This window comes from Roseivivax jejudonensis (assembly GCF_900172265.1).
Lineage (GTDB): Bacteria > Pseudomonadota > Alphaproteobacteria > Rhodobacterales > Rhodobacteraceae > Roseivivax > Roseivivax jejudonensis.
The window spans coordinates 1-22,268 of record NZ_FWFK01000005.1 but is presented as its reverse complement, the minus strand read 5'-3'; the positions used below and the strand labels follow the sequence as shown (position 1 = coordinate 22,268).

Below are 22,268 nucleotides of genomic sequence, written 5' to 3'. Positions count from 1 at the left end.
GATGCACGTCGTCTTCCGCGAAAGCCAGGGGCTCGAAGAGAGCGCGACACCAACCGACCTCGGGCAGACGCCCGGCGACCTGGTGGTGCTGTCGTTCTCGGATTCGGACCTCGGCGCTTTCGCGGCGGGCTGGGATCGGGGCGGCGGGCGCGATGGGCGGTTGCCGTCGCTGCGCCTCGCCAACCTCGCGGCGCTGACGCATCCGCTGTCGGTCGATACGTACCTGGATCAGACCCTGATCGGGGCAAAGGGCATCCTGATCCGGCTGATCGGCGGGCGGGCCTACTGGAGCTACGGTCTGTCGCAGGTCGAGGCGCTGGCGCGGGACAAGGGTCTCGCGCTCGCGGTGTTGCCCGCGGACGGACGGCCCGACCCGGCGCTCGACGCGGTGTCGACGCTTCCGGTATCGACCCTTCGCCGCCTGTCGCACCTGTGCGACCAGGGCGGTGCGGTCCCCGCGCAGGCGGCGCTGGCGCAGCTTGCGCTGGCCGCCGGGCTGTATGCCGGGCCGGTTCGCGGCGCGAAGGTGTTGCCGCAGGTGGGGGCGTGGACCCCCGAAGACGGGGTGTGCTGTCCGGCCGTGACGCAGTTCGCCCCGCAGGAACCGCACGGCCAGCTTCCGGGCGCCGATGCGATCCCGGACGAAACGGCGCCCCTGGTGCCGGTGGTGTTCTACCGCTCCTACCTTGCGGCGGCGGATCTGGCGCCGGTGACCGCGCTGATCGGCGCGCTGCGGGCGCGCGGCTTTCGCGCAATGGGGCTCTTTGCACCCTCGCTGAAGGCTCCGGGCGCGGCGGGCTGGCTGGCGCGGCAGATCGCGCATCTTCGACCCGCCGCGGTCATCAACGCCACCGCGTTCTCCGGTCAGGGGACGGACGGCACCTCCCCGCTCGATGCCGGTGGCGTGCCGGTCTTCCAGGTGGCGCTGGCGACCTCGACGCGCACCGCCTGGGCCGAAGCCGAACGCGGACTGTCGCCGGCCGACCTGGCGATGCACGTGGTGTTGCCGGAGGTGGACGGGCGAATCCTGGCCGGCGTCGCGTCGTTCAAGGAGCCGCAGGCGCGGGACCCGGACCTCGAGATCGCGCGGATGGCGCACGTGCCCGAGCCGGGGCGGATCGCCGCGATCGCCGACCGGGTGGCGGGCTGGCACCGGCTGGCGGCGGCAGCGCCCGAGACGCGGCGCATGGCGTTGGTGCTGTCGACCTATCCCGGGCGCGACTGGAACATGGCGCACGCCGTCGGGCTCGATCCGCTCGCCTCGGCCCGCGCGATGATGGCCGACCTGCGGGCGGAGGGGCACGACGCGCCCGATCCCGGCCCGCTCGACACCGCGCTGGGCGCCGCCCGGGTCCGCTGGCCGGTGGCAGAGTACCGCACGGCTCTGGCGCGCCTGCCGGAGGCGCTTCGGGACCAGCTTTTTGCCGCGTGGGGCGCACCCGAGGCGGTGGCTGACGATGGCGCGTTCACCTTTACCGCGCTGCGCTGCGGGTCGGTGACACTGGCGTTGCAACCCGAGCGCGGCGCGGTGTCCGACCGGGTCGAGAGCTACCACGACCTCGCCCGCGTGCCCTGCCATGGCTACGTCGCGTTCTACCTGTGGCTTCAGGAGCAGGCCGACGCGTTGGTACACGTGGGCGCGCACGGCACGCTCGAATGGCTGCCCGGCAAGGCCGTGGCGTTGTCCGAGGCGTGCTGGCCCGAAGCGCTGACCGGGGCGCTACCGGTGATCTACCCGTTTATCGTGAACGATCCGGGGGAGGCCGCGCAGGCCAAGCGGCGAATCGGGGCGGTGACGCTCGGGCACGTTCCGCCGCCGCTTCGCGCCTCAGGCACGCCGGCGCGCCTTGCGCGGCTCGAGGCCTTGCTCGACGAGTTTTCCAATGCCGACGGGCTCGATCCGCGGCGGCGCGGGCGACTCATCGGCGATATTCGGGACGAGGCTCGAAGCCTCGGGGTGGAATCGGATCTCGGCATCGACGACGCGGCCTGCCCGGCCGAGGCGGTGACGCGGATCGACCGGTTTGTCTGCGATGTGAAGGAAAGCCAGTTCGGCGACGGCCTGCATGTCTGGGGGCGCGCGGCCGAGGGCGAGGACACGGCGTCGGCCGAGGCAGAGCGCCGTGCGCTCATCGATGCGCTGTCCGGGCGGCGTATCCCGGCAGGGCCGTCGGGGTCGCCGCATCGGGGGCGGCGCGACGTGCTGCCGACCGGGCGCAACCTTTTTACCACCGATCCGCGGTCGGTGCCCACGAGGTCGGCCTACGCGCAGGGCGCGCGGCTCGCCGACGAGCTGGTGCGGCGTCACCTGCAGGACGAGGGCGACTGGCCCCGCGGCGTTGTGGTCGACCTCTGGGGGTCGGCGACGATGCGCACCGCGGGCGAAGAGTTCGCGATGGCGCTTGCGCTGATCGGCGTCCGGCCGTGCTGGGACGCGGGATCGGAGCGCGTGTCGGGCCTCGAGATCCTGCCCATCGCAGAACTCGACCGGCCGAGGATCGACGTCACGCTCCGTGTTTCGGGCCTGTTCCGGGACGTTTTCCCGACGCTGTCGGGCCTGTTCCAGCAGGCGGTGCGTATGCTGGCGGCGCGGGACGAGGCGGCCGACTGGAACCCCTATGCCGGCGGCCCGGCGGAGGCGCGGGTCTTTGGCCCGGCGCCGGGGTCGTTCGGGCTCGACATGGGCGGGATGCTGGACAGCTACGGCGATGCCGGGCGGCAGGCCGCCGGAGAGGCTTGGCTTGCCGCGTCGTCCTGGGCGCTCGACGGCGGCGAGGCGGCGCACGCGCCGGACGCCGTGCGGAGCCGCGTGGCGGCGGCCGATGCCTTCGTGCACCTTCAGGACCTGCCGGAGACGGACATCCTTCTGGCCGAGGACTATGCCACACACGAGGCGGGGTTCGCCGCGGCGCAGTCCGTTGCCGGGGGCGAGGCGCGGCTCTGGCATGTGGACAATACCGATCCGGAGCGCCCGCGCGCCCGTGCGCTGACCGAAGAGGTCGCGCGCGTCGTCCAGGGGCGCGCGGCCAATCCCGAGTGGATCGCGGGGATGCGGCGGCACGGCTTCCGCGGTGCGGCCGAGATCGCCGCGACGCTGGAAACGATGGCGGCCTTCGCGCATCTGGCGGGCGTCGTGCCGGCGCACCTTTTCGACCTGTACTACGAGGCGACGCTCGGTGAAGACGATGTCGCAAGGTTCCTCGAAGAAGCCAATCCCGGCGCGTTCGAGGCGATGCGCGGCCGCTTCGCCGCGCTGGCCGAAGCCGGGCTGTGGCAGACGCGGCGGAACTCGATCCGCGCCGATCTCGAGGCGACGGGATGAGCGCGCCGGAGATCCGCGGCTGGTGCCCGTCGGCGCACCGGCCGATGGCATCGGGCGACGGGCTGGTCGTCCGGGTCCGGCCGCCGGCGTCGGGCCTCGGGGTGGGCGCCCTGCGCGGGCTGGTTGACCTGGCCGAGCGGTTCGGGACCGGCGCGGTAGAGGCGACACGCCGGGCGAACCTTCAGATCCGCGGCGTTGCCGATACCGCGTTTCCCGATCTGCTCGACGCTCTCGATGCGCTGGGCCTAATCGATGCCGATCCCGGCGCCGAGGCGCGGCGCAACATCGTCTGCGAGGTGACCGGCCCGGACGCGGCAGAGCGGATCGAGATCGCGCGGCGCCTGTCCCATGGCCTTGGCGATCCGGCGTTGGCGGGACTTCCGGGCAAGTTCGGCTTCGCTGTCGATTGCGCCACGGGCGGACTGCGGCTGACCGATATCATCGGCGATGTTCGGATCGAGAGGGCCGGCGCGACGCTCATCGTTCGCGCGGACGGCCGCGCGACCGGGCGCGCGGTCGCCGATGCAAACGCGGCGGTCGACACGGCGCTGGCGCTGGCCGCGTGGTTCGTCGAGTCCGGCGGCATCGGCGCGGACGGGCGGGGCCGGATGGCCCGGCACCTCGCCTCGGGCGCGGCTGTGCCGGCGGCGCTCGACGGTGACATCGCGCCCGACCCGGCGGGGCCGCCAGCAGCACCCGGCCCGGTGTCCGCAGGCGTCGCCATGGCCGCGCCGTTCGGGCAGTTTCCCGCGCGCGCGCTGGCGCGCCTCGCCGAAACGCTGCGGGTGGGAGAAGTCGTGCATGTCACGCCGCACCGGATGATTGTGGCGCCGCGGGTGCCGGCCGATAGCGGGCTCATCACCGGGCCCGGGGATCCCAGGCTCGACATCGCCGCCTGCACCGGCGCGCCGGGCTGCGCGCAGGCGAGCGTCGAGACACGGCCGCTGGCCGAGGCGCTGGCGGCGCGCGGTGTGCGCGACCTGCACGTCTCGGGCTGCGCCAAGAGCTGCGCAAGCGGCGCGGCGGCCGCGGTCACGCTGGTGGGGCGTGCGGGGCGCTTCGATCTTGTCCGGGCGGGGCGTCCGTGGGATGAGCCGGAGCGCCGCGGGCTGACCGCCGACGCGGTGCTGCGGATCATCGGGAGCTGACATTGCCCTACGCTTACGAAACCGACGGCGCGGCGATCTACGCCGAAAGCTTCGCCACGATCCGGGCCGAGGCCGACCTTGCCCGCTTCGCGCCCGAGGACGAGCCGATCGTCGTGCGGATGATCCACGCCGCCGGCCTAGTCGGACTCGAGGCCGACGTGGCGGTGACACCGGGCATGGTCGCCGCGGCGCGCGCGGCGCTGGAGGCTGGCGCGCCGATCCTGTGCGACGCGCGCATGGTCAGCGAGGGCATCACGCGGCCACGCCTGCCGGCGGAGAACGAGGTGATCTGCACGCTTCAGGACCCCCGCGTTCCGGAGCTCGCGCGGTCGCTCGGTACGACGCGGTCGGCGGCAGCGCTGGAGCTTTGGCGGCCGCAGCTCGACGGAGCGCTGGTGGCGATCGGAAACGCGCCGACGGCCCTTTTCCATCTGCTCGAGATGCTGGAGGACCCGGAATGTCCGCGGCCCGCCGCGATCATCGGCTGCCCCGTCGGCTTTGTCGGCGCGGCGGAGTCGAAGGATGCGCTCTGGGCCGCGGCGCCGGTGCCCGCGCTGATCGTGCGCGGTCGGCTGGGCGGCAGCGCGATAACCGTGGCAGCGGTCAACGCCATCGCGAGCCGCGCCGAATGAGCGTGATCTGGGGGGTGGGTCTCGGCCCGGGTGATCCGGAGCTGATGAGCGTGAAGGCGGATCGCCTCGTGCGCGGCGCCCGGCACGTCGCCTATTTCCGGAAGGCGGGGCGGCCCGGACGCGCGCGCGCCATCGTCGCAGGGATGTTCCGAGAGGACGCCGTCGAAATACCGATGGAATACCCGGTGACGACCGAGATCCCGCTCGACGATCCCCGCTATAACGAGATCCTGTCGGCGTTTTACGCAGAGGCGGCGGGGCGGCTCGCGGATCTTGCCCGTGGCGGCGATGAGGTCGTGGTTCTGTGCGAGGGCGATCCGTTCTTCTACGGCTCCTTCATGCACCTGCACAGCCGGCTGAAGGACGTGGCGGACGTGCAAATCGTGCCGGCGATCACCGGCATGTCGGCGGCGTGGACGGCCACCGGCGCTCCGGTGACGTGGGGCGACGACGTGCTGACGGTCCTCATGGGCACCCTGCCCGAGGCCGAGTTGACCCGCGGGATGCTGAACGCCGACGCGCTGGTGGTGATGAAGGTCGGGCGCAACCTGCCGAAGATCCGCGCGGCGCTGGCCGCGGCCGGCAAGCTCGACCGCGCGTGGTACGTCGAGTGCGCGAGCATGGCCGAAGAGCGGGTGATGCCGTTGTCGGAGGCCGGCCTCGACACCGCGCCCTATTTCTCCATCGTCGTGGTCCACGGGCAGGGGCGGCGCCCTTGAACGGCTGGGTCGCCATCGCGGGGCTCGGGCCCGGCGCCGACGCTCTGGTGACGCCGGAGGTGACCGCGGCGGTCGCGGAGGCGACCGACATCGTCGGCTACATCCCGTATGTGCGGCGGATCGACCCGCGGCCGGGGCTCACCCTGCACGAAAGCGACAACAGGGTGGAGCTCGACCGCGCGCGGCACGCACTGGAGATGGCGGTGGACGGCGCGCGCGTGGTGGTGGTCAGCTCCGGCGATCCCGGCGTCTTCGCGATGGCCGCGGCGGTGTTCGAGGCGGTCGAGGACGGGCCCGCGGCGTGGCGCGCGCTCGATATACGCGTACTGCCCGGGATCACGGCGATGCTGGCGGCCGCGGCCCGGGCCGGCGCGCCGCTCGGCCACGATTTCTGCGCGATCAACCTCAGCGACAACCTCAAGCCCTGGGCGCTGATCGAACGCCGCCTGCGGCTCGCGGCCGAGGCGGATTTCGCGATGGCCTTCTACAATCCCCGTTCCAAGGCCCGGCCGGAGGGGTTCGGTCGCTCGCTGGAGGTGCTGCGGTCGGTCCGGTCGCCGGACACGCCGATCCTGTTCGCGCGCGCCGTATCGACGGCCGAGGAAGAGCTGAGGGTGGAGACGCTGTCCGACGCGACGCCCGAGATGGCGGACATGCGCACGGTGGTGATCGTCGGATCGTCGACCACGCGGGTCATCCACCGCGAGGGTGCGCCGTGGCTCTATACCCCGAGGTCGGTCGGCGCATGAGCGATCCAGTCCATCGCCTCGGCGACCGTGCCGACCTCGGGTCGGGCGGGCAGCGCCGGGCGGTCGATCATCACCACCGGCAGGCCGAGATCGCGCGCCGCCGCGATCTTGGCGTAGGCGCCGCTGCCGCCCGCGTTCTTGGAGACCACGATCCGGATGTCGTGGTCCGTCATCAGCGCGCGGTCGCTGCCGGTGTCGAAGGGTCCGCGGTCGACGATGACGTGATGCCGGGGAAAGGGCGGCGGCACGTCGGGCGGGTCGACCAGCCGGAGCAGGTAGCGATGCTGCGGGTTCGGCGCGAAGTCGGCGAGGTGCATCCGTCCCACCGCCAGCAGCACGGAGGTGGCCGGACGGTCGAGCGTGGCGACCGCGGCGGCGATGTCGGGCACCCGGATCCAGTCGTCGCCTGGCGCCTCGGTCCAGACGGGCCGGGTGAGCGCGAGGAGCGGAACCCGCGCCATTGCGGCGCCCGCGACCGCATTTCGGCTCATCTGTGCCGCAAAAGGATGCGTGGCGTCGATCAGATGCGTTATGCCTTCTGCGCGCAGATAGGTGGCGAGGCCCTCGGGCCCGCCGAAGCCGCCGACGCGCTGCGGAAGGGGCTGACGGCGTGGCCGCGCGACCCGGCCGGCGAAGGACACGGTGCCCGCGAGGCCCGCCTCCGCCGCCGCCTGCGCGAGCGCGGTGGCCTCCGTGGTGCCGGCGAGGATCAGGAGGTTGGGGCGCATGGCTGAGGATCCGTGGCTCACGATCGTGGGGCTGGGTGAGGATGGACCGGACGGGCTGTCGGCCGCAAGCCGGGCCGCCATCGCCGAGGCGGACGTGGTGATGGGCCCCGAGCGACACCTGTCGCTGTTGCCCGAAAGCGCGGCGGAACGGATCGTCTGGCCGGTGCCCTTCTCCGATGGCTTGCCGAAGCTCGAGAAGCTGCGCGGGCGGCGGACGGTGGCGCTCGTGTCGGGGGATCCGTTCTGGTACGGGGGCGGCCGTGTCATCGCCCAGCGCCTCAGGGCCGGGGAATGGCGGGCCATGCCGGCCCCGTCGACCTTTACGTTGGCGGCCGCGCGCATGGGCTGGGCGGTGGAATCGACGCTGTGCGTCGGTCTGCACGCCGCGCCGCTGTCGCGGCTTCGGCCGCATATCGCGCGCGGGCGTCGGATGATCGTCTTGTTGCGCGACGGCGAGGCCGTGTTCGACCTGTGCGGCTGGCTGACGGCCGCGGGGTTCTCCGAGACCAAGGTCGCCGTGCTGGAGGCGCTGGGCGGGCCGAACGAGCGGCGCACCGACGGACGGGCCGGCACGCTGACGGGTGATTTCCAACACCCGGTGGCCGCCGCCCTCGAGATCGCGGGCAAGGGCCGGACGATGCCGGTGGTGCCCGGGCTCGACGATGCGCTGTTCGACCATGACGGGCAGATCACCAAGCGCCCGGTGCGCGCGCTGACGCTGGCGGCGTTGGCGCCCCGTGCCGGCGAGACGCTTTGGGATATCGGCGGTGGCTCGGGTTCCGTCGCGATCGAGTGGCTGCTGGCGCATCCGCTGACCGAGGCGATCAGCATCGAAGCCGATCCCGCCCGCGCCCGCCGGATCCGCGCGAACGCCGCGCAGCTCGGTGTCGACCGGATCGAAGTCGTGGAGGGATGGGCGCCCGAGGCGCTGGGCGGGTTGCCGGATCCCGACGCGGTGTTCGTGGGGGGCGGCCTCTGCGCCGCGCTGCTCGAGCACCTGACCGCACGGCTGGAGACCGGCACGCGGCTCGTGATCAACGCGGTAACGCTCGAGAGCGAGGCGGTTCTCGCGGATTGGCACGCGCGGCGCGGTGGCGATCTGATGCGGATCGAAGTGTCCGAGGCGCAGCCTCTCGGAACCCGTCGCGGTTGGCAGGCGGCCTACCCGGTGGTGCAATGGCGGGGCCAGCTGTGATCGTGGCCGGCTTCGGGTTCCGCGACACCGTGAGCAACGAAAGCCTGTCGGACGCGCTCGCCCGCGCGCTGGGCGACAGGCCGGGCGAAAGCGTCGCGGTCTTCGCCACCGCCGCGGAAAAGGCGACGCGGCTGCGGCGCTTTGCCGGAGCGATCCCGGTCCGGGGGATTGAACAACCGGCCCTCGTGGCGCAGGACACGCGCACGCGGTCGGCGGCGTCGATCGCCGCGCACGGCGCCGGCAGCGTTGCGGAGGCCGCCGCGCTCGCCGCCGCGGGACCGGGCAGCGTCCTGCTCGGATCGAGGGTGGTGTCGGGCGATCGCCGCGCGACCTGCGCACTGGCACAGGGAAGGACCACATGACCGTGCATTTCATCGGCGCCGGACCCGGGGCGCCCGACCTTCTGACGCTACGGGGGCGCGACCTGATCGCGGCCTGCCCTGTGTGTCTCTATGCCGGCTCGCTGGTGCCGGCGGCCGTGCTCGATCATTGCCCCAGGGACTCGCGCATCGTGAACACCGCGCCGCTCGACCTCGACGCGATCATGGCCGAGATCCGCGCGGCGGAGGCGGCGGGCCACGATGTCGCGCGGTTGCATTCAGGCGACCTGTCGGTCTGGTCGGCGATGGGGGAGCAGATCCGCCGGCTCGCGGCCGAGGGCATCGCCTATACCGTGACGCCGGGCGTACCGTCGTTCTCGGCTGCGGCGGCGGCGCTCGGGGCAGAGCTGACATTGCCGGAAGTGGCGCAGTCGGTGGTTCTGACTCGCACGCCGGGTCGGGCGAGCACGATGCCCGAACGCGAGAATCTGTCGGCGTTCGGCGCCACCGGGGCGACGCTGGCGATCCATCTGTCGATCCAGAACCTCGACCGGGTGATCGCCGATCTTGTCCCGCATTACGGCGCAGCGTGCCCGGTCGCCGTGGTCTACCGCGCAAGCTGGCCGGACGAACGCATCCTGCGTGGGACGCTCGGCAGCATCGCCGGGCAGGTGGACGACGGCATCGCGCGCACCGCGCTGATCCTCGTCGGGCCGGCGCTGGCGGCCGAGGGCTTTGCCGAGAGCCGCCTCTATGCCGCCGATTACGACCGACGCTACCGTCCGCAGAGCGCCGACAGCCCGTGGGCCGAATGGCAGGACGACGCCGCTCCGGCCGGGGGCGCCGATGGCTGATCTGCCGCGCGGGCTGCTCGTGTCCGCGCCCGCCTCGGGCACGGGCAAGACGACCGTGATGCTGGGCCTTCTGCGGGCGCTGGCCGAGGACGGGCTGACCGTTCAACCATTCAAGTCGGGCCCCGACTACATCGATCCGGCCTTCCACCGGGCGGCCTGCGGGCGCGCGTCGTTCAACCTAGACACCTGGGCGATGGGCGACGACCTCCTCGATGCGGTGACGGCGCAGGCCGCGGGCGCCGAGCTGTGCCTCGCCGAGGGATCGATGGGGCTGTACGACGGCGTGGCGACGCGCGGCCGGGCCGGGTTCGGGTCGAGCGCGGAGACCGCGCAGCGCATGTCATGGCCGGTCATACTCGTTCTCGACGTGGGCGGGCAGGCGCAATCGGCGGCTGCGACGGCGCTCGGTTTTGCCCGCTATGCGCCGGATCTGCCCTTTGCCGGCGTGATTCTCAATCGTGTGGCGAGCCCGCGTCACGAACGGCTCACCCGGTTGGGGATGGAGCGCGCCGGCCTGCCGGTTCTGGGCGTGCTGCCGCGGCGTGGCGACCTGACCCTGCCGGAGCGGCATCTTGGCCTTGTCCAAGCCGTCGAGCATCCCGATCTCGACGCGGCGATCTCCGACTATGCCGCGTTCCTGCGGGCGCATGTCGACCTGGCCGCGATCCGCGAGGCGGCCGAAGGACGGCCGCTCCCGCCGCCCGGCGCGATGCCGCGGCCGCCGGCGCAGCGCATCGCGCTCGCCCGTGATGCGGCGTTCTCGTTCACTTATCCGCACATCCTGCGCGGCTGGCGCGATGCGGGTGCGGAGATCCTGCCGTTCTCGCCCCTGGCGGACGAGGCGCCGGACCCGTCGGCAGACCTCGTGTGGCTGCCCGGCGGCTACCCGGAGCTTCATGCCGGGACGCTTGCGGCGGCGGACCGGTTCAAGGCGGGCCTGCGGACCCACGCGGACACGCGGCCGGTGCACGGGGAATGCGGGGGCTACATGGCGTTGGGCGCGGCGCTCATAGACAAGGCCGGCACGCGGCACGAGATGGCGGGGCTTCTGGGTCTCGTCACCTCCTACGAGACGCGCAAGTTCCACCTCGGCTACCGTCGCGCCGTTCTCGAGGCGGCGATGCCGGGGCAGGCGGCGGGCACCGCGCTGCGGGGGCACGAGTTTCACTATTCCACGATCCTCGACCAGCCGGACGCGCCGCTGGCCGCGGTCGCGGACGCGGACGGTGCGCCCGTTCCCGAAACCGGGTCGCGGCGCGGGCACGTGACCGGCACCTTCTTTCACCTCATCTCGGCCGAGGCGGAGTGATGAGCGGGTTCGTCAGTTTCGTGGGCAGCGGTCCGGGCGACCCCGAGCTCTTGACGCTGAAGGCCGTCGATCGGCTCAAGCGGGCGGACGCGGTGCTGTTCGACGACCTGTCGTCGGGTCCGATCCTGTCGCATGCCCGGCCCGGTGCGGATCTCGTCGGTGTCGGCAAGCGCGCGGGGCGCCCCTCGCCCCGGCAACATCACGTCTCGCGCCTGCTGGTCGATTACGCCGCGGAGGGCGGGCGGATCGTGCGGCTGAAATCTGGCGATGGCGGCCTGTTCGGACGTCTGGAGGAGGAGCTGGTGGCGCTGCGCGAGGCCGGCATCGGCTACGAGATCGTGCCGGGGGTTCCCTCGGCCGTCGCGGCCGCCGCCGCCGCAGGCATCCCGCTGACCCGGCGGCTGACCGCGCGGCGCGTCCAGTTCGTCACCGGGCACGACGCGGCCGGCGGTCTGCCGCGCGATATCGACGTGGCGGCGCTGTCCGATCCGGCGGCCTGCACGGTGGTCTACATGGGGCAACGCACCTTTCCCGAACTGGCCGACGAGCTGATCGCGGCGGGCTTGCCCCCGGAGACGCCTGCCCTGTTTGCCGAAGGCGTGAGCACGCCGGAGCAGAAGGTCACGCGCACCGATGTGGCCAGCCTCGCCGCGCAGCTGCGCGCCGGAGTGAGCCCGCTTCCGGCGTTGATCCTCTACGGGCCGCTGGCCGATGCGTGAGCTCTGGCTCGTCGGCATCGGGACGGGCAATCCCGATCACCTGACCCGCGCCGGGGCGCGTGCGCTCTGCGACGCGGCGCTGATCCTCGTGCCTCGGAAGGGGCCGGAGAAGTCCGACCTTGCGGATCTGCGCCTTGCGATCCTCGACGCGGTCGGCGCGACCGCGCCGGTGGCCGAATTCGACATGCCGGTGCGTGACGCGGGCTACGATTACGCCGAGCGTGTGTCGCGCTGGCACGATGACATCGCGGCGATCTGGGCCGAAACAGTGTCGAAGGCCGGGGTTTCCGGGCCGGTGGCGCTTCTGGTCTGGGGAGATCCGGGTCTCTACGACAGCACGCTGCGCATCGCCGACCGCCTGACGCCGCGGCCCCGGCTGCGCGTGGTGCCGGGGATCACCGCGCTGCAGGCGCTGACGGCGGCGCATGCCATCCCCTTCAACAGCGTGAACGGCGCGGTGACGGTGACAACCGGCCGGCGCCTGCGCGATCATGGCTGGCCTGGCGAGGCGGAGACGGTGGTCGTGATGCTCGATGGCGAGTGCAGCTTTCGCGGGCTCGACCCCGGTGGTGTGACGATCTGGTGGGGCGCGTTCCTCGGCATGGCGAACGAGGTGCTGGAGGCCGGGCCTCTCGCCGAAGCCGGTCCGCGCATCGTCGAGGTGCGCGCCGCGGCACGCGATGCGCATGGCTGGATCATGGACACCTACATGATGCGGCGGGACCCGTCATGACGGCCAGCCTGCCGCAGAGCGCCGCCAGCGATGGCGCGGACGATACGCCGGGCCGTGCGCGGACATTGCGACCGTCGAAGCGGACGCGAAGATCGAAGGAGGACGGGCGTGAGCGAGGTTGACTGGATCGCCGTCGATTGGGGCACGACCGCGCTGCGCGCGTGGATCGTCGGCGGGACGGGCACAGCTCTCGGGCCGCGCCGGTCGGACCGCGGGATGGCGGTCCTCGCCCCCGAGGATTTCGAGCCGGCGCTGCTCGATCTCGTGGGCGAGGCGCTGCCGGCCGGGCGGACCGTTCCGGTCCTTGTCTGCGGTACGGCCGGCACGCGCGAGGGCTGGCGGGAAGTGCCGTATCGCACGGTGCCCTGCGCGCCGCCGGGCGGCGCGGATGCCGCCCGCGTGGCGACCCGCGATCCTCGGATCGACGTGCGGATCCTGCCGGGGATGAGCCAGTCGCGGCCGGCCGACGTGATGCGCGGCGAGGAGACGCAGATCGCGGGGGTCCTCGCAGCGCGGCCCGGCTATGACGGCGTGATCTGCCTGCCCGGAACGCACACCAAATGGGCGGAGGTGAGCGCGGGCGAAGTCGTGAGCTTCCGCACCTTCATGACCGGAGAGCTTTTCGCGCTGCTGTCCGAGCGGTCGATACTGCGACACACGCTGTCTGACGGCGACTGGGACGCGCCTGCGTTCACCGAGGCGGTCGACGCTGCAATCGCGCATCCCGCCCGGTTCGCGGCCGATCTGTTCGCGCTGCGCGCCGGGGCGCTTCTGGACGATCTGCCGGCCTCCGCTGCGCGGGCGCGACTGTCGGGATTGCTGATCGGGCTCGAGCTCGGCGCGGCTCGGCCCTACTGGCTTGGCCAGCCGGTGATCCTCGGGGGCGAGGGTGCGCAGGCCGATGCCTATACAACCGCGCTTGGCGGACAGGGGGTGACGGTGGATCGGCTTGATGCCACCCAGATCACGCTGGCGGGGCTGGCGGCGGCGCGCGGGCAGCTGCGGCAGGAGGGATCATGAGCCGGAACATCATCGCGATCCTGCGCGGCATCACGCCGGGCGAGGCCGGGCCGGTCTCGCGCGCGCTGGTCGCGGCGGGGATAACGCAGATCGAGGTGCCGCTGAACTCGCCGGACCCGTGGGACAGCATCGCCGCCATACTCGAGGAAACCGGAGAGACCGCGACCGTCGGTGCCGGCACCGTTCTGCATCCCGATGAAGTCGCGCGGCTGGCCGCGATCGGCGCGCGGATGGTCGTGTCGCCCGACTGCAACCCCGAGGTCATCACGGCGACGAAGTCCGCGGGCCTCCTGTCGTATCCCGGCGTCTTCACGGCGACGGAATGCTTCGCCGCGATCCGCGCGGGTGCGGACGGGCTCAAGCTCTTTCCGGCCTCTCTTCTCGGGACCAGCGGGCTGAAGGCGCTTTCGGCGGTCCTGCCGCCCGACGTGCCAGCCTACGCGGTTGGCGGTGTCGATGCGCCCGACTTCGCCGCGTGGCACGCGGCCGGGGCTGCCGGCTTCGGGATCGGCACGAGCCTCTATGCGCCCGGCCGCGACGCGAACGACGTCGGCGCGCGGGCGCGCCGGCTGGCCGACGCGTGGGACGCGCTTTTGCCGTGAGCATGTGGCGTGCCGGCGTCACCCCGATGCTGCGCCGGGCACAAAGAGGCGGGTATCGGTGACGCAGAGTGACGATAGCCAAAACGGTAACGGTGGCGGGGCGCTGCCGCTGGATCCGTTCGCCACGGACGACGATCCGCGCATCGGGCTGAACCGTGTGTGGTTCAACCTTCTGCGGGTGCAGCGCAGCATGACACCGCGCATCGTGCGCGCGTTGCGGCGCGCGGGGCTCGAAGATCCTGTATGGTACGAGATCCTGGTGGAGATCGAGCGGGCCGGGCCGGACGGCCTCGCGATGCACGAGCTTGAACAGCGCCTGTTCACGCCACAATACGCGCTGTCGCGGCAGGTCGGGCGGATGGCCGAGAAGGGATGGATCGCGCGCAGCCCGAGACCGGGCCGGGGCCGCGGCCTGATCCTGACCCTGACCGGCGCGGGTCAGGGCCTGCATCAGAGCGTCTGGCCCACCTACGAGGCGGTCATCCGCGAAGAGATCGGGGGCCGGCTGACCACCGACGAGGCCTACGCACTCGCGCGGCTGCTCATCCGGCTTTATCCGTGAGAGTTGCCGCCGGCGCGTCGGGCGCCGGCGGCGGGGCATCCGGCCTAGAACCGGGCGACAGCCGTGATCGATACGGTCCGCCCCGGCTCGCGAAGCGTCGTCACGTCCGGGAAATCGCTGCCGTAGGTCGCGCGGTCGGCATATTCGGCATCGAAGAGGTTGGTGACCTCGGTCCGGAGCGTGATGTTGTCGAAGCGCGGCGGCACGTATTCGGCAAAGACGTTCACGGCGTGATAGCCCTCGAGGTCCTCGGTGGCGTAGCTCTTTTCCGGGATCTCGTAGTCGAGTGCCGCGTCGATCCCGCCACCGACGCGAAGACCGGCGACGCCGGTATCCTGCTCGACCTCGAAGGCGATCACGGTGCCGAGCGGCGCGCCGAAATCGAGAGTGTCGTATCCGTCCGCGCGCTCGCCGCCCACTGTCACGTCGCTCTTGGACAGGGTCGCACGCGCAAAGCCGCTCGCCCAGCCGTAGGTCGCCCCCAGATTGAAGCCCTGGCTTTCGAAGTCGAAATTGTCCGGGCCGCCCCTGGCATTTTCGATCTCGGTCTTGAACAGCTCGCCGCTCAGGGTGAGGCCGGCCACCTCGTAGTCGAAGCCCAGCGTGGCATTGCGCGCGCGGCTGGGTTCGAGATCGCCGTAATCGTAGGGCGGCAGGAACTCGTAGTAGATGTAGTTGTCCTCGATATCGATGCCGCCGAACACGGATGACACACCACCGCGCAGCGTGAAGGCATCGGTCACCGCGTAGCGGGCCGACAGGTTTGCCGAGGCACCGGAGTGGGAGACGTCCTGACCCTCCACGCCCTCGAACTCCTGCCAGTCGTAGCGCGCGCCGAAGGACAACCGGAGCCGGTCGATCGGGGTGATGCGGGCCTGCACGAAGACGCCGGTGTTGCGGCTCTCCTCGGTGTAATATTCGGAGTAGAGCGGGCTGTCGTACTCGCCAAAGCTGTTCCGGTAGTCGATCCCGGCCACGATCGTGTTGTCGCCGCTCAGGTTGAAGGTGTTCTGCACGGTCGCCGATTTGGTCCAGGACAGGCCGTTGCTGTCATAGGGTTCGTCGACGATGACATCGCTTTCGGAATAGCCGAGCTTCACCATCGGATCGACGAGGCCGGTGGCCTGCGTCGTCTCGTAGGTCAGCGAGTAGCTCTTGCGCGTCGTGTCGTAGAACCGCAGCCCTTCGCCGGGGCGGGCCGGGCCGCCGAAATTCGCGCGCCATTGCCGGTACGACTGATCTTCAAGCTGCAGGCCCGAGAATTCGATGCGATGGCCCGTCTCGGTCTCGTAGGCGACCTTGCCCAGCACGCTGTCGAGGTCGGCCGCGGTGCCGCCGATCACATGACCGTCGCCGGTCTCGTAGTCCTCGCCCGTCGCGCGCTTGGCGTAGCCGAGCCACGAAAACCCGCCCGAGCGGCCGGTGACGGTCAGCGCCCTCTGGAACGTCTCGCCGTTGTCGCCGTAGCTCAGGCGGACGTTGCCGCCGAAATTGTCCCCCTCGGAGAGCAGGTCGCTCGCGTCGAGCGTTTCGAACACGACCGACCCTGCGAGCGCATGGGGCCCCGCATCCGCGGGCGAGATCGTAGCGTCGGCGCGCACCTCTTTCAGCAGGCCCGGATCGATGGCGTTCGCGGTCACGTGGTGGAAGGCGCGGTTGTTCTGTGCCGCGCCGTCGATGGACACGCCGAGGTTCAGCATGTCCACGCCGTTGACGAAGATCTTCTGCGCCACCGGGATACCCCCGCCGACCGACACCGACGCGATCCCGGCGAAGGCATCCTTGAGGTCGCCGGTGCGCGCGCGCTCCAGCTCGAGATCCGAGACGTACATCGACGTCGCCCGATCCGCCGCGCCGACGAAGTCGTCGCGCCCTTCCACGATCAGAGGATCGAGTTCGTAGGTGAGTTCCTGGGCCTGGAGCGCCCCTGCCGCAACGAGCGCGGCCAGGCTGGCGGACGAAAGCCCGAGCGGGCGTAAGATCTGCATGGACTATCCCCTGTCTTCCTTGTCTGGCTGGGGATGTGCCCTGGCTTCTCGCGTCCTGATCTACGGAGTCGCGTCATATCATGCAAGTGCATCAAAAGCCATTGTTGCGCGTCCCGAAGATTGGCGGCCGGCTGGCAACAGGTGGAGATTGGGACGATACAGAGACGCATATCAGTGGCCAGAGTGCCGCTGCGACCGGTCAGCGGAATTCGATCCAGATGGAGTAACTGCGGTTCGCGCCCGGTGGTGGCGGCGGGAAGGGCGCCGCGCGGCGGATGATCTGGATGGCGGTCTGATCGAGCGCGCTCGCGCCGGAGCTGGCCGCGATGCCGAGCGCGGCCAGCCCGCCGGACCCCGCGATCGTGAAGCTGACGCGCGTGCGTCCGCGGCGGTTCATGCGCGGTCGGCCGACGCGGTTGATCCGTGCCATGACCTGCCCGGGATAGTTGCTGGCGGCGGCGTTGCCGGATTGCGGCGCGGTGCCCTGGCGCGTTCCTTGCCGGGTGGATTGCGACTGCGCCTGGCCAGTGGCCGAGCCCGCTTGGGCGGATTGCGAGGCGTTGCCGCGCCGCTGCTGCGCGGGTTGCTCCTGCCGCTGCGGCTCTGCGGTCTGTCGGCGCTGCGGTTGGGGCGCCGCGCGCTCGGGCTCGGGCGGCGGGGGTGGCGGCCGGTGCTCCTCCTCGAACTCCGCGCTCCGCTGCATCGGCCGGAGCGACCGCGTCGGCGCGGCGTTATCCGGTTCGTCCGATTCGACCGTCTCGAGAGGCGGCTCCGCCCGCTCGGGACTCTCGGGTGCGACGGGCTCGAGCGGTTCGGGCGCGACCGGCTGGGCCGTTTGGGGCGTGTTAACCTCGGGCGGCGCTTCGGCGTCCGGTGTCGTGGGTGTCAGGGGCTCCGGCTCCACGGGCTCCGCGCGCTCTGCCGTCACGGTGACGCGGCCGTCCGGCCGCTGCGGGAGCAGGGCGGCCAGGGCATCCGGCGACGGGGTATCGGTGTCCGGCCCGACCTCGGGCGTCGCAGACGCGGTGGGCGCCGTGACAGCCTCGGGCCGGGCGCGATCCGCCGCGGTTACGGGCGCGCTTCTGTCGGTCACGTCCGGTTCCGGCCGGTCAGCCGCTTCGGGGGTGTCCCGGGCAGTTTCCTCCGGCGTCGGTCCTGTGGGGCTGGGATCTGGCGGTGCGGGCCGGGCGCGCTCCTCCGTGTCCTCGGTGTCCATCGTGCCCTCGACGAGATCGGCGAACGTGCCCATGCGAGCGGATTGTCCGCCCTGCGCGCCTTCGATCTCGGGCCGTTCGTCGGCATGGAGCGCGAGCGCCACGGCGACATGCGCGGCGCCAGCGGCGAGCAGCGCGCCGATCTTCGCCGCGGTCGATGAGGTCACGCCGCGGGTCACTCGAGCCCCCGTTCGGTCACCACGAGCACGCGCGCCGCGCCCGCCGCGCGCAGTTCTCCGGCGATGCGCACCAGCTGTGACGCGTCGAGATCGCGGTCGGGCACGATTCGCACGCTTGGTCCGGAGTCGCCCGGCATCGTCTCGGCGTCGGTCCGGTCGAGATAGTCCGCCGCCGAGGCCACGTCGTCGCCGCGATAGCTCAGCCGTCCGTCGGGATGCACAACCAACGCGTCCGGCGGCGCCCGGCCTTCGAGGTCGCGCGTCTGCACGAGGGTCAGGTCTCCGTCGAGCGGCGCCGCGAGCGTGCCGGCGACCATGAAGAACACGAGCATCAGGAAGACGATATTGATGAGGGCGATGGTCGGCTCACGGGCCGCCCGCTTCGGTCGCGCTCTCATGAGGCCCCCATCACGGTGGGCGTGACGTTGTCGAGACCGCGGATCGCCACCAGAAGATCCGTCAGGCGTTGGGCGGTCACCCCGTCGCGCAACGCGACCAGCAGGACGCGCGCGCCCTCGGCGGTCTCGGGGTCGAGCGCGCCCGGGAGATCCTCGAGAGCGACCGCTTCGCCGTTCAGGCGGATGTCGTCCGCCCCGAGCTGGAGGAAGAGCGGAGGCGAATTGCCGGTGGCGGACGACGCACGCGCCGCCGCGGTCAGCTCCACTTCCGAGAACTTGGAGAAGGTCGACGTCAGCATGAAGAAGAGCAGCAGGAGAAAGATGACATCGATCAGCGATGTCATCGACAACCGCCGCCGTGTCCGGGTCTTACGCATGGGCGGGTGCGCGCCCCGGTTCGGCTGCGGCGTTCGTGAGTCCGCCGCGACCTTGCGGAGCGAGGATCGTGTGGATGGCGCGGCTCGCGGTCACCCGCTCGGAATCCATCCGCGCCTCGAACCAGCTGAGCGCCAGCGCCGTCGGCATCGCCACGACGAGGCCCACGGCCGTGGTCAGCAGTGCCACCCAAATGCCGCCGGCCAGGATCGACGGATCAACCTGAGACCCCGCCTCCTGCAACGCCTGGAACGCCTCGATCATGCCCAGAACCGTGCCGAAGAGGCCGAGAAGCGGCGCCAGCTGCGCGACGGAATCGAGAAAGCGCAGGCCGCGCTCCAGGCGGGCGAAGCGGGTTTCGGCCTCGGCCTCCAGCCGCGTCGCGGCGCTCGAGCCGGCGCCGAGCGCCATGTCGATGACCGGGGCGAGGTAGCTTTTCGACCGGCCGAGTGCGGCGCGCGCGGCCGAACGATCGCCGCGATCCCACGCCGAAACGGCCTCGGCCAGCGCCGTATGCCGGCCCACGCCGGCGCGGCTGAATTGCCAGAGCTTGTAGAGCACGACCGCGAGCGTCACGATCGACACCGCGATCAGCAGCAACACGACCGGACCGCCGAGATCGGCGACCCGCTGAATGGCGTCGGTGAGACCGGTCATCCGATCACCTCGATGTCGGTGCGGCTTTCGAGCCGGATGTCGGTTTCACAGGCGGCGGGATCGAGCGCCTCGGCCTCGCAGCGGTCGGCGCCGTTGAAGAGCACCCGGCCCAGCCCGTCGCAGGGCGTGCCCGAGATCACGAACTGTCGAACGCGCGGTCGGCCGGCGGGCAAAGCGCCGAAGTCGAACAGCGTCAGACGGTCGACCTGGCCATCTGCATCGAAGAGAACCGTTTCGAAGACCGCCTGTGCGACGTCGCTGTCATGCCCATTGAGCACCACAAAGGACATTTTGCAGCTTTCGCCGTCGGTTTCGGCGGCATTGAGTTCGATCGAGAGGCGCGCCCCCAGATCTTCCTGTGCGGCGGCGGGCGACATCGCGGCGGCGCCGCACAGCGCGGCTGCGGCGGCCAGGGGTCTTACTGTGGTCATGTCCGAGTCCTGTTCGGTGCGTCATGAAGAATGGCGCATGCGTGGCTTCGGACATTGGCTGGCATACGGAAGTCTTGCCGACTCCGAGCATGTTTTCCGCCGAAGGGCAATAGCCGATAGATTTCGTCAGGATGAAGGTCGGCGCCGCGCGGCTGCGGCTGCGACGCTGCGCCGGCCCACGGGGATCGCCGGTTATCCACACGCAAGACAGGTGCGAACCGGCGTTTTGCGGGCTGCGCGGCCATAAACGTGGCGCGCGCCAGAGGGCAGCAGAGCGGCGCTCGGCAACAAGAAATCCCGGAACGGAAACCGGCACTGTCCAAGTAAGGGCCGGGTCTTGAGGCGGCTCGATACCCGCGAAACGACAAAGGCCGCTCGGTTGAGCGGCCCGCACGTCATCTGTCCCTAAAGGGAAATCTGGTGCCGGTGATAGGCATCATTGACCAATCATACCGCGATTGGTGGACCAAGCTAAGCACCCACTTTTCCAGCGGAAACCGCTGCTACCGACACTGAACGCAGCGGTCGGAAGAAAAGCCTGTGTGTGGCAGTTTGTGGGGCAGAATGAGGATCGAGGAGAACACTTGTATTGACGGCATCGAGCGCAGGGGCCGGGTCTACTACATGCGAATTCGCGTTCCGAAGAGGTTCGCCGAGGTCGAAGCCCGGCGGGAGGTAAACCAGTCCCTGCGAACGCAGGACTACCCGGATGCGAAGGCAAGGTTCGCCGTCAAGAGGCAGGCGCTGCTCAGAGAGTGGGAAGCACGGCTTTCGTCGGCGGGAGCTTGCACGTCCGCTGACAACTACACCGCAGCCATGTCCCTGCTCGATTCCCTCGGATTTTCATACAAGCCGATGGAGCAGCTGATCGCCGGGCGTCTCGACGATCTTGTTGAACGGATCGAAAAGGTAGGCCGGCAAGATCACGGAAGTGCGCTTGCTCCGGCGGCATTGGGAACGTTGGACGTGCCGCCGGTGCGGATCTCCGAAATGCCGGAGATAATCGAGAAGTTGAAGAAGGCGGACATATCCGCAAAAAACGCGCGCCAACTCTGGATGTGGCGGAACAAGTATATTCAGGCTGCGGCCTCGTTCGCACAGATCGTTGCGGACAGGCCGATTGTGGACATATCCGAAAAGGATGCTCTGCGCTACCGGGGTCGTTGGAAGCAACGTCGCGACGATGGAGAGGTGACGACAGAGTATGTGACGAAGAAGCTCCGATTCGTCAGATAACTGATCGACGCCTACTATGAATGGTTCGAGGTTCCGGGCAGTCAGCGCACGAACTCTTTTGCAGGTGTTCGACTCGATCCCCTCAAGGCCGAATTGGAGACGAAGACGTCCAAACTCGCTTTCCCCATGCCGTGGGTCCAGAGCGTCTTGATCAAACAGAACGGCTTGAGCGGTCTAAATGACCAGGCACGCGATATCGCGACAATCTCTGCGGAGTGCGGTTGTCGACAGACCGAGATCATCGACCTGGGTCCGCGCGACATCCATCTCGATCACGACATCCCGCATGTTCAACTGCGCCTGGTCACAGATGGTGAGCACAAACGCCAGATCAAGAATTCGGTCTCAAAACGACCAGTGGTTCTACTTGGCGCAGCTCTGGAATGCATGCGCCGGCATCCGAACGGCTTTCCGCGGTATCGCGGAAAGGAGGGCTACTCAGCGACGGTGAACGCATATATGCGGGAGAACGAGCTTTTCCCGAAGCCTGAGGAAGGTGAAACCAGACACTACACAATCGGCTGCACTCGGCACACTTTCGAGAACCGGATGATACATGCAAAAATGTCGAACGAGGAGCGCGCCTTCCTTATGGGTCATTCCATCGGGCAGGTTCGAAACAGGCCCGTTTACGGTTCTATGCCGGACCTGAAGATGAGAGCCGTCTTTCAGGAAATGGTCTCCTTTGCGACAGTGAAATGGGCCCCGCGACCGATCGCGGTTCTCAGGGATGAGGTTGACCGTCTTGCCTCCGAGCTTGGGTTCCGCGTGCGATGAAGCGTGGCAACGCACAAACCGAAGATCTGAAGCCCTGCAAGCGCCAGGATGTTCACTTCTTCCTATCGAGCCCGACCCAGCGGCAGGTGAGTCGAAGTCAAACTGAGAATGGCCATGTTTAAGTGCTTCAAGGCATCACAAACGCTCTTTGTTGTATCGGACAACACGGATTTTCGGATAGTAACAAGGTCATGGAAGCCGACGCTCTCCGCAGCGACACGCACATCTCCCGCGAGGCCTCTAAGATGATTCTTCCGGAGATCGACCTGGCCTCTGACCTGCTCCCCGGATTGTCCTCGTTCAGAAGTTTAGTCCGTTCCGGGTTTGGTCCTTCTCTGACCTGTTGAAGTATTCCCGCGGGGTAAGCCCGTCGAGGCTCGTGTGCGGGCGGTGATGGTTGT

General features: G+C 70.1%; 23 protein-coding genes. 16 read left to right on the top strand and 7 right to left on the bottom strand.

Going from position 1 to position 22,268, the window contains the following annotated elements:
- Window position 1: 1 nt before the first annotated feature.
- The 5 genes from cobN to cobJ are packed head-to-tail and all read left to right on the top strand — an operon-like array spanning window position 2 to window position 6,570.
- Window positions 2-3,322 (top strand): cobaltochelatase subunit CobN, encoded by a 3,321-nt coding sequence (gene cobN / locus ROJ8625_RS13700; RefSeq protein ID WP_085792478.1) that lies wholly within the window; start codon window positions 2-4, stop codon window positions 3,320-3,322.
- A complete protein-coding gene (locus ROJ8625_RS13695; protein ID WP_085792477.1) occupies window positions 3,319-4,470 on the top strand; it encodes a ferredoxin-like domain-containing protein in 1,152 nt (383 codons plus the stop codon). Before cobN ends, ROJ8625_RS13695 begins: the two co-directional genes overlap by 4 nt.
- Window positions 4,471-4,472: 2 nt before the next feature.
- Window positions 4,473-5,102, top strand: a complete 630-nt coding sequence (locus ROJ8625_RS13690) for a precorrin-8X methylmutase (RefSeq protein WP_085792476.1) — start codon at window positions 4,473-4,475, stop codon at window positions 5,100-5,102.
- Window positions 5,099-5,821 carry a precorrin-2 C(20)-methyltransferase gene (locus tag ROJ8625_RS13685; RefSeq protein ID WP_085792475.1) on the top strand — a complete coding sequence of 241 codons (723 nt, stop codon included), beginning with the start codon at window positions 5,099-5,101 and terminating at the stop codon, window positions 5,819-5,821. Before ROJ8625_RS13690 ends, ROJ8625_RS13685 begins: the two co-directional genes overlap by 4 nt.
- Window positions 5,818-6,570 carry a precorrin-3B C(17)-methyltransferase gene (cobJ, locus tag ROJ8625_RS13680; RefSeq protein WP_085792474.1) on the top strand — a complete coding sequence of 251 codons (753 nt, stop codon included), beginning with the start codon at window positions 5,818-5,820 and terminating at the stop codon, window positions 6,568-6,570. The genes ROJ8625_RS13685 and cobJ overlap by 4 nt, the downstream gene beginning before the upstream one ends.
- On the opposite strand, the gene ROJ8625_RS13675 is transcribed toward cobJ, so the two are convergent.
- Entirely contained in the window at window positions 6,543-7,298 is a 756-nt protein-coding gene (locus tag ROJ8625_RS13675; protein ID WP_085792473.1) for a cobalt-precorrin-6A reductase, read from the bottom strand. The two genes, cobJ and ROJ8625_RS13675, sit on opposite strands and share 28 nt — an antisense overlap.
- Here ROJ8625_RS13675 and cbiE point away from each other — a divergent pair.
- From cbiE to ROJ8625_RS13630, 9 genes are all read left to right on the top strand, one after another.
- Window positions 7,297-8,493, top strand: a complete 1,197-nt coding sequence (gene cbiE / locus ROJ8625_RS13670; protein WP_085792472.1) for a precorrin-6y C5,15-methyltransferase (decarboxylating) subunit CbiE — start codon at window positions 7,297-7,299, stop codon at window positions 8,491-8,493. The genes ROJ8625_RS13675 and cbiE overlap by 2 nt on opposite strands.
- Window positions 8,475-8,855 (top strand): cobalamin biosynthesis protein, encoded by a 381-nt coding sequence (locus ROJ8625_RS13665; RefSeq protein ID WP_234984269.1) that lies wholly within the window; start codon window positions 8,475-8,477, stop codon window positions 8,853-8,855. Before cbiE ends, ROJ8625_RS13665 begins: the two co-directional genes overlap by 19 nt.
- Complete coding sequence (gene cobM, locus ROJ8625_RS13660) at window positions 8,852-9,667, top strand: precorrin-4 C(11)-methyltransferase (RefSeq protein WP_085792471.1); 816 nt, start codon at window positions 8,852-8,854, stop codon at window positions 9,665-9,667. The genes ROJ8625_RS13665 and cobM overlap by 4 nt, the downstream gene beginning before the upstream one ends.
- A complete protein-coding gene (locus tag ROJ8625_RS13655; protein ID WP_085792470.1) occupies window positions 9,660-10,976 on the top strand; it encodes a cobyrinic acid a,c-diamide synthase CobB in 1,317 nt (438 codons plus the stop codon). Before cobM ends, ROJ8625_RS13655 begins: the two co-directional genes overlap by 8 nt.
- On the top strand, window positions 10,976-11,695 hold the full coding sequence (gene cobA, locus ROJ8625_RS13650) for a uroporphyrinogen-III C-methyltransferase (protein WP_085792469.1): 720 nt from the start codon (window positions 10,976-10,978) through the stop codon (window positions 11,693-11,695). Before ROJ8625_RS13655 ends, cobA begins: the two co-directional genes overlap by 1 nt.
- Window positions 11,688-12,428 (top strand): precorrin-6A synthase (deacetylating), encoded by a 741-nt coding sequence (gene cobF, locus ROJ8625_RS13645; protein WP_085792468.1) that lies wholly within the window; start codon window positions 11,688-11,690, stop codon window positions 12,426-12,428. The genes cobA and cobF overlap by 8 nt, the downstream gene beginning before the upstream one ends.
- 108 nt (window positions 12,429-12,536) lie before the next feature.
- Window positions 12,537-13,448: a 2-dehydro-3-deoxygalactonokinase gene (locus tag ROJ8625_RS13640; RefSeq protein WP_234984268.1), complete on the top strand. Its 912-nt coding sequence runs from the start codon at window positions 12,537-12,539 to the stop codon at window positions 13,446-13,448.
- On the top strand, window positions 13,445-14,050 hold the full coding sequence (locus ROJ8625_RS13635) for a 2-dehydro-3-deoxy-6-phosphogalactonate aldolase (RefSeq protein ID WP_085792466.1): 606 nt from the start codon (window positions 13,445-13,447) through the stop codon (window positions 14,048-14,050). Before ROJ8625_RS13640 ends, ROJ8625_RS13635 begins: the two co-directional genes overlap by 4 nt.
- A 58-nt stretch (window positions 14,051-14,108) precedes the next feature.
- Window positions 14,109-14,612 carry a MarR family winged helix-turn-helix transcriptional regulator gene (locus ROJ8625_RS13630; protein ID WP_234984267.1) on the top strand — a complete coding sequence of 168 codons (504 nt, stop codon included), beginning with the start codon at window positions 14,109-14,111 and terminating at the stop codon, window positions 14,610-14,612.
- A gap of 44 nt (window positions 14,613-14,656) precedes the next feature.
- Here ROJ8625_RS13630 and ROJ8625_RS13625 read toward each other — a convergent pair whose 3' ends face one another.
- The 6 genes from ROJ8625_RS13625 to ROJ8625_RS13600 all read right to left on the bottom strand — a co-directional run bounded on the left by ROJ8625_RS13625 (window position 14,657) and on the right by ROJ8625_RS13600 (window position 19,854).
- Window positions 14,657-16,600, bottom strand: a complete 1,944-nt coding sequence (locus ROJ8625_RS13625) for a TonB-dependent receptor plug domain-containing protein (RefSeq protein WP_085792465.1) — start codon at window positions 16,598-16,600, stop codon at window positions 14,657-14,659.
- Between the two features lie 199 nt (window positions 16,601-16,799).
- Window positions 16,800-17,981, bottom strand: coding sequence for a TonB family protein (locus ROJ8625_RS13620; RefSeq protein WP_143535130.1), 1,182 nt, complete (start codon window positions 17,979-17,981; stop codon window positions 16,800-16,802).
- An 8-nt stretch (window positions 17,982-17,989) separates the two neighbouring features.
- Complete coding sequence (locus ROJ8625_RS13615; protein ID WP_085792463.1) at window positions 17,990-18,391, bottom strand: ExbD/TolR family protein; 402 nt, start codon at window positions 18,389-18,391, stop codon at window positions 17,990-17,992.
- Window positions 18,388-18,768 carry a biopolymer transporter ExbD gene (locus ROJ8625_RS13610; RefSeq protein ID WP_085792462.1) on the bottom strand — a complete coding sequence of 127 codons (381 nt, stop codon included), beginning with the start codon at window positions 18,766-18,768 and terminating at the stop codon, window positions 18,388-18,390. Before ROJ8625_RS13610 ends, ROJ8625_RS13615 begins: the two co-directional genes overlap by 4 nt.
- Window positions 18,761-19,423 carry a MotA/TolQ/ExbB proton channel family protein gene (locus ROJ8625_RS13605; protein ID WP_085792461.1) on the bottom strand — a complete coding sequence of 221 codons (663 nt, stop codon included), beginning with the start codon at window positions 19,421-19,423 and terminating at the stop codon, window positions 18,761-18,763. The genes ROJ8625_RS13610 and ROJ8625_RS13605 overlap by 8 nt, the downstream gene beginning before the upstream one ends.
- Complete coding sequence (locus ROJ8625_RS13600) at window positions 19,420-19,854, bottom strand: hypothetical protein (protein ID WP_085792460.1); 435 nt, start codon at window positions 19,852-19,854, stop codon at window positions 19,420-19,422. Before ROJ8625_RS13600 ends, ROJ8625_RS13605 begins: the two co-directional genes overlap by 4 nt.
- Before the next feature lie 564 nt (window positions 19,855-20,418).
- On the opposite strand from ROJ8625_RS13600, the gene ROJ8625_RS13595 reads away from it, so the two are divergent.
- Both ROJ8625_RS13595 and ROJ8625_RS20690 read left to right on the top strand, forming a co-directional pair.
- On the top strand, window positions 20,419-21,090 hold the full coding sequence (locus tag ROJ8625_RS13595; protein WP_085792459.1) for a DUF6538 domain-containing protein: 672 nt from the start codon (window positions 20,419-20,421) through the stop codon (window positions 21,088-21,090).
- Window positions 21,091-21,237: 147 nt separating this feature from the next.
- Complete coding sequence (locus ROJ8625_RS20690; RefSeq protein WP_159456773.1) at window positions 21,238-21,867, top strand: site-specific integrase; 630 nt, start codon at window positions 21,238-21,240, stop codon at window positions 21,865-21,867.
- Window positions 21,868-22,268 lie beyond the last annotated feature (401 nt).

Excerpts from the sequence above, each read along its gene's own strand:
- ROJ8625_RS13695 (WP_085792477.1), top strand. The coding sequence starts at position 3,319 with ATGAGCGCGCCGGAGATCCGCGGCTGGTGCCCGTCGGCGCACCGGCCG.
- ROJ8625_RS13665 (WP_234984269.1), top strand. The coding sequence starts at position 8,475 with ATGGCGGGGCCAGCTGTGATCGTGGCCGGCTTCGGGTTCCGCGACACC.
- ROJ8625_RS13615 (WP_085792463.1), bottom strand. The coding sequence starts at position 18,391 with ATGAGAGCGCGACCGAAGCGGGCGGCCCGTGAGCCGACCATCGCCCTC.
- cobA (WP_085792469.1), top strand. The coding sequence starts at position 10,976 with ATGAGCGGGTTCGTCAGTTTCGTGGGCAGCGGTCCGGGCGACCCCGAG.
- cobF (WP_085792468.1), top strand. The coding sequence starts at position 11,688 with ATGCGTGAGCTCTGGCTCGTCGGCATCGGGACGGGCAATCCCGATCAC.
- cobM (WP_085792471.1), top strand. The coding sequence starts at position 8,852 with ATGACCGTGCATTTCATCGGCGCCGGACCCGGGGCGCCCGACCTTCTG.
- cbiE (WP_085792472.1), top strand. The coding sequence starts at position 7,297 with ATGGCTGAGGATCCGTGGCTCACGATCGTGGGGCTGGGTGAGGATGGA.
- ROJ8625_RS13635 (WP_085792466.1), top strand. The coding sequence starts at position 13,445 with ATGAGCCGGAACATCATCGCGATCCTGCGCGGCATCACGCCGGGCGAG.
- ROJ8625_RS13655 (WP_085792470.1), top strand. The coding sequence starts at position 9,660 with ATGGCTGATCTGCCGCGCGGGCTGCTCGTGTCCGCGCCCGCCTCGGGC.
- ROJ8625_RS13675 (WP_085792473.1), bottom strand. The coding sequence starts at position 7,298 with ATGCGCCCCAACCTCCTGATCCTCGCCGGCACCACGGAGGCCACCGCG.
- ROJ8625_RS13685 (WP_085792475.1), top strand. The coding sequence starts at position 5,099 with ATGAGCGTGATCTGGGGGGTGGGTCTCGGCCCGGGTGATCCGGAGCTG.
- ROJ8625_RS13595 (WP_085792459.1), top strand. The coding sequence starts at position 20,419 with ATGAGGATCGAGGAGAACACTTGTATTGACGGCATCGAGCGCAGGGGC.
- ROJ8625_RS13610 (WP_085792462.1), bottom strand. The coding sequence starts at position 18,768 with ATGCGTAAGACCCGGACACGGCGGCGGTTGTCGATGACATCGCTGATC.
- ROJ8625_RS13605 (WP_085792461.1), bottom strand. The coding sequence starts at position 19,423 with ATGACCGGTCTCACCGACGCCATTCAGCGGGTCGCCGATCTCGGCGGT.
- ROJ8625_RS13625 (WP_085792465.1), bottom strand. The coding sequence starts at position 16,600 with ATGCAGATCTTACGCCCGCTCGGGCTTTCGTCCGCCAGCCTGGCCGCG.
- ROJ8625_RS13600 (WP_085792460.1), bottom strand. The coding sequence starts at position 19,854 with ATGACCACAGTAAGACCCCTGGCCGCCGCAGCCGCGCTGTGCGGCGCC.
- cobN (WP_085792478.1), top strand. The coding sequence starts at position 2 with ATGCACGTCGTCTTCCGCGAAAGCCAGGGGCTCGAAGAGAGCGCGACA.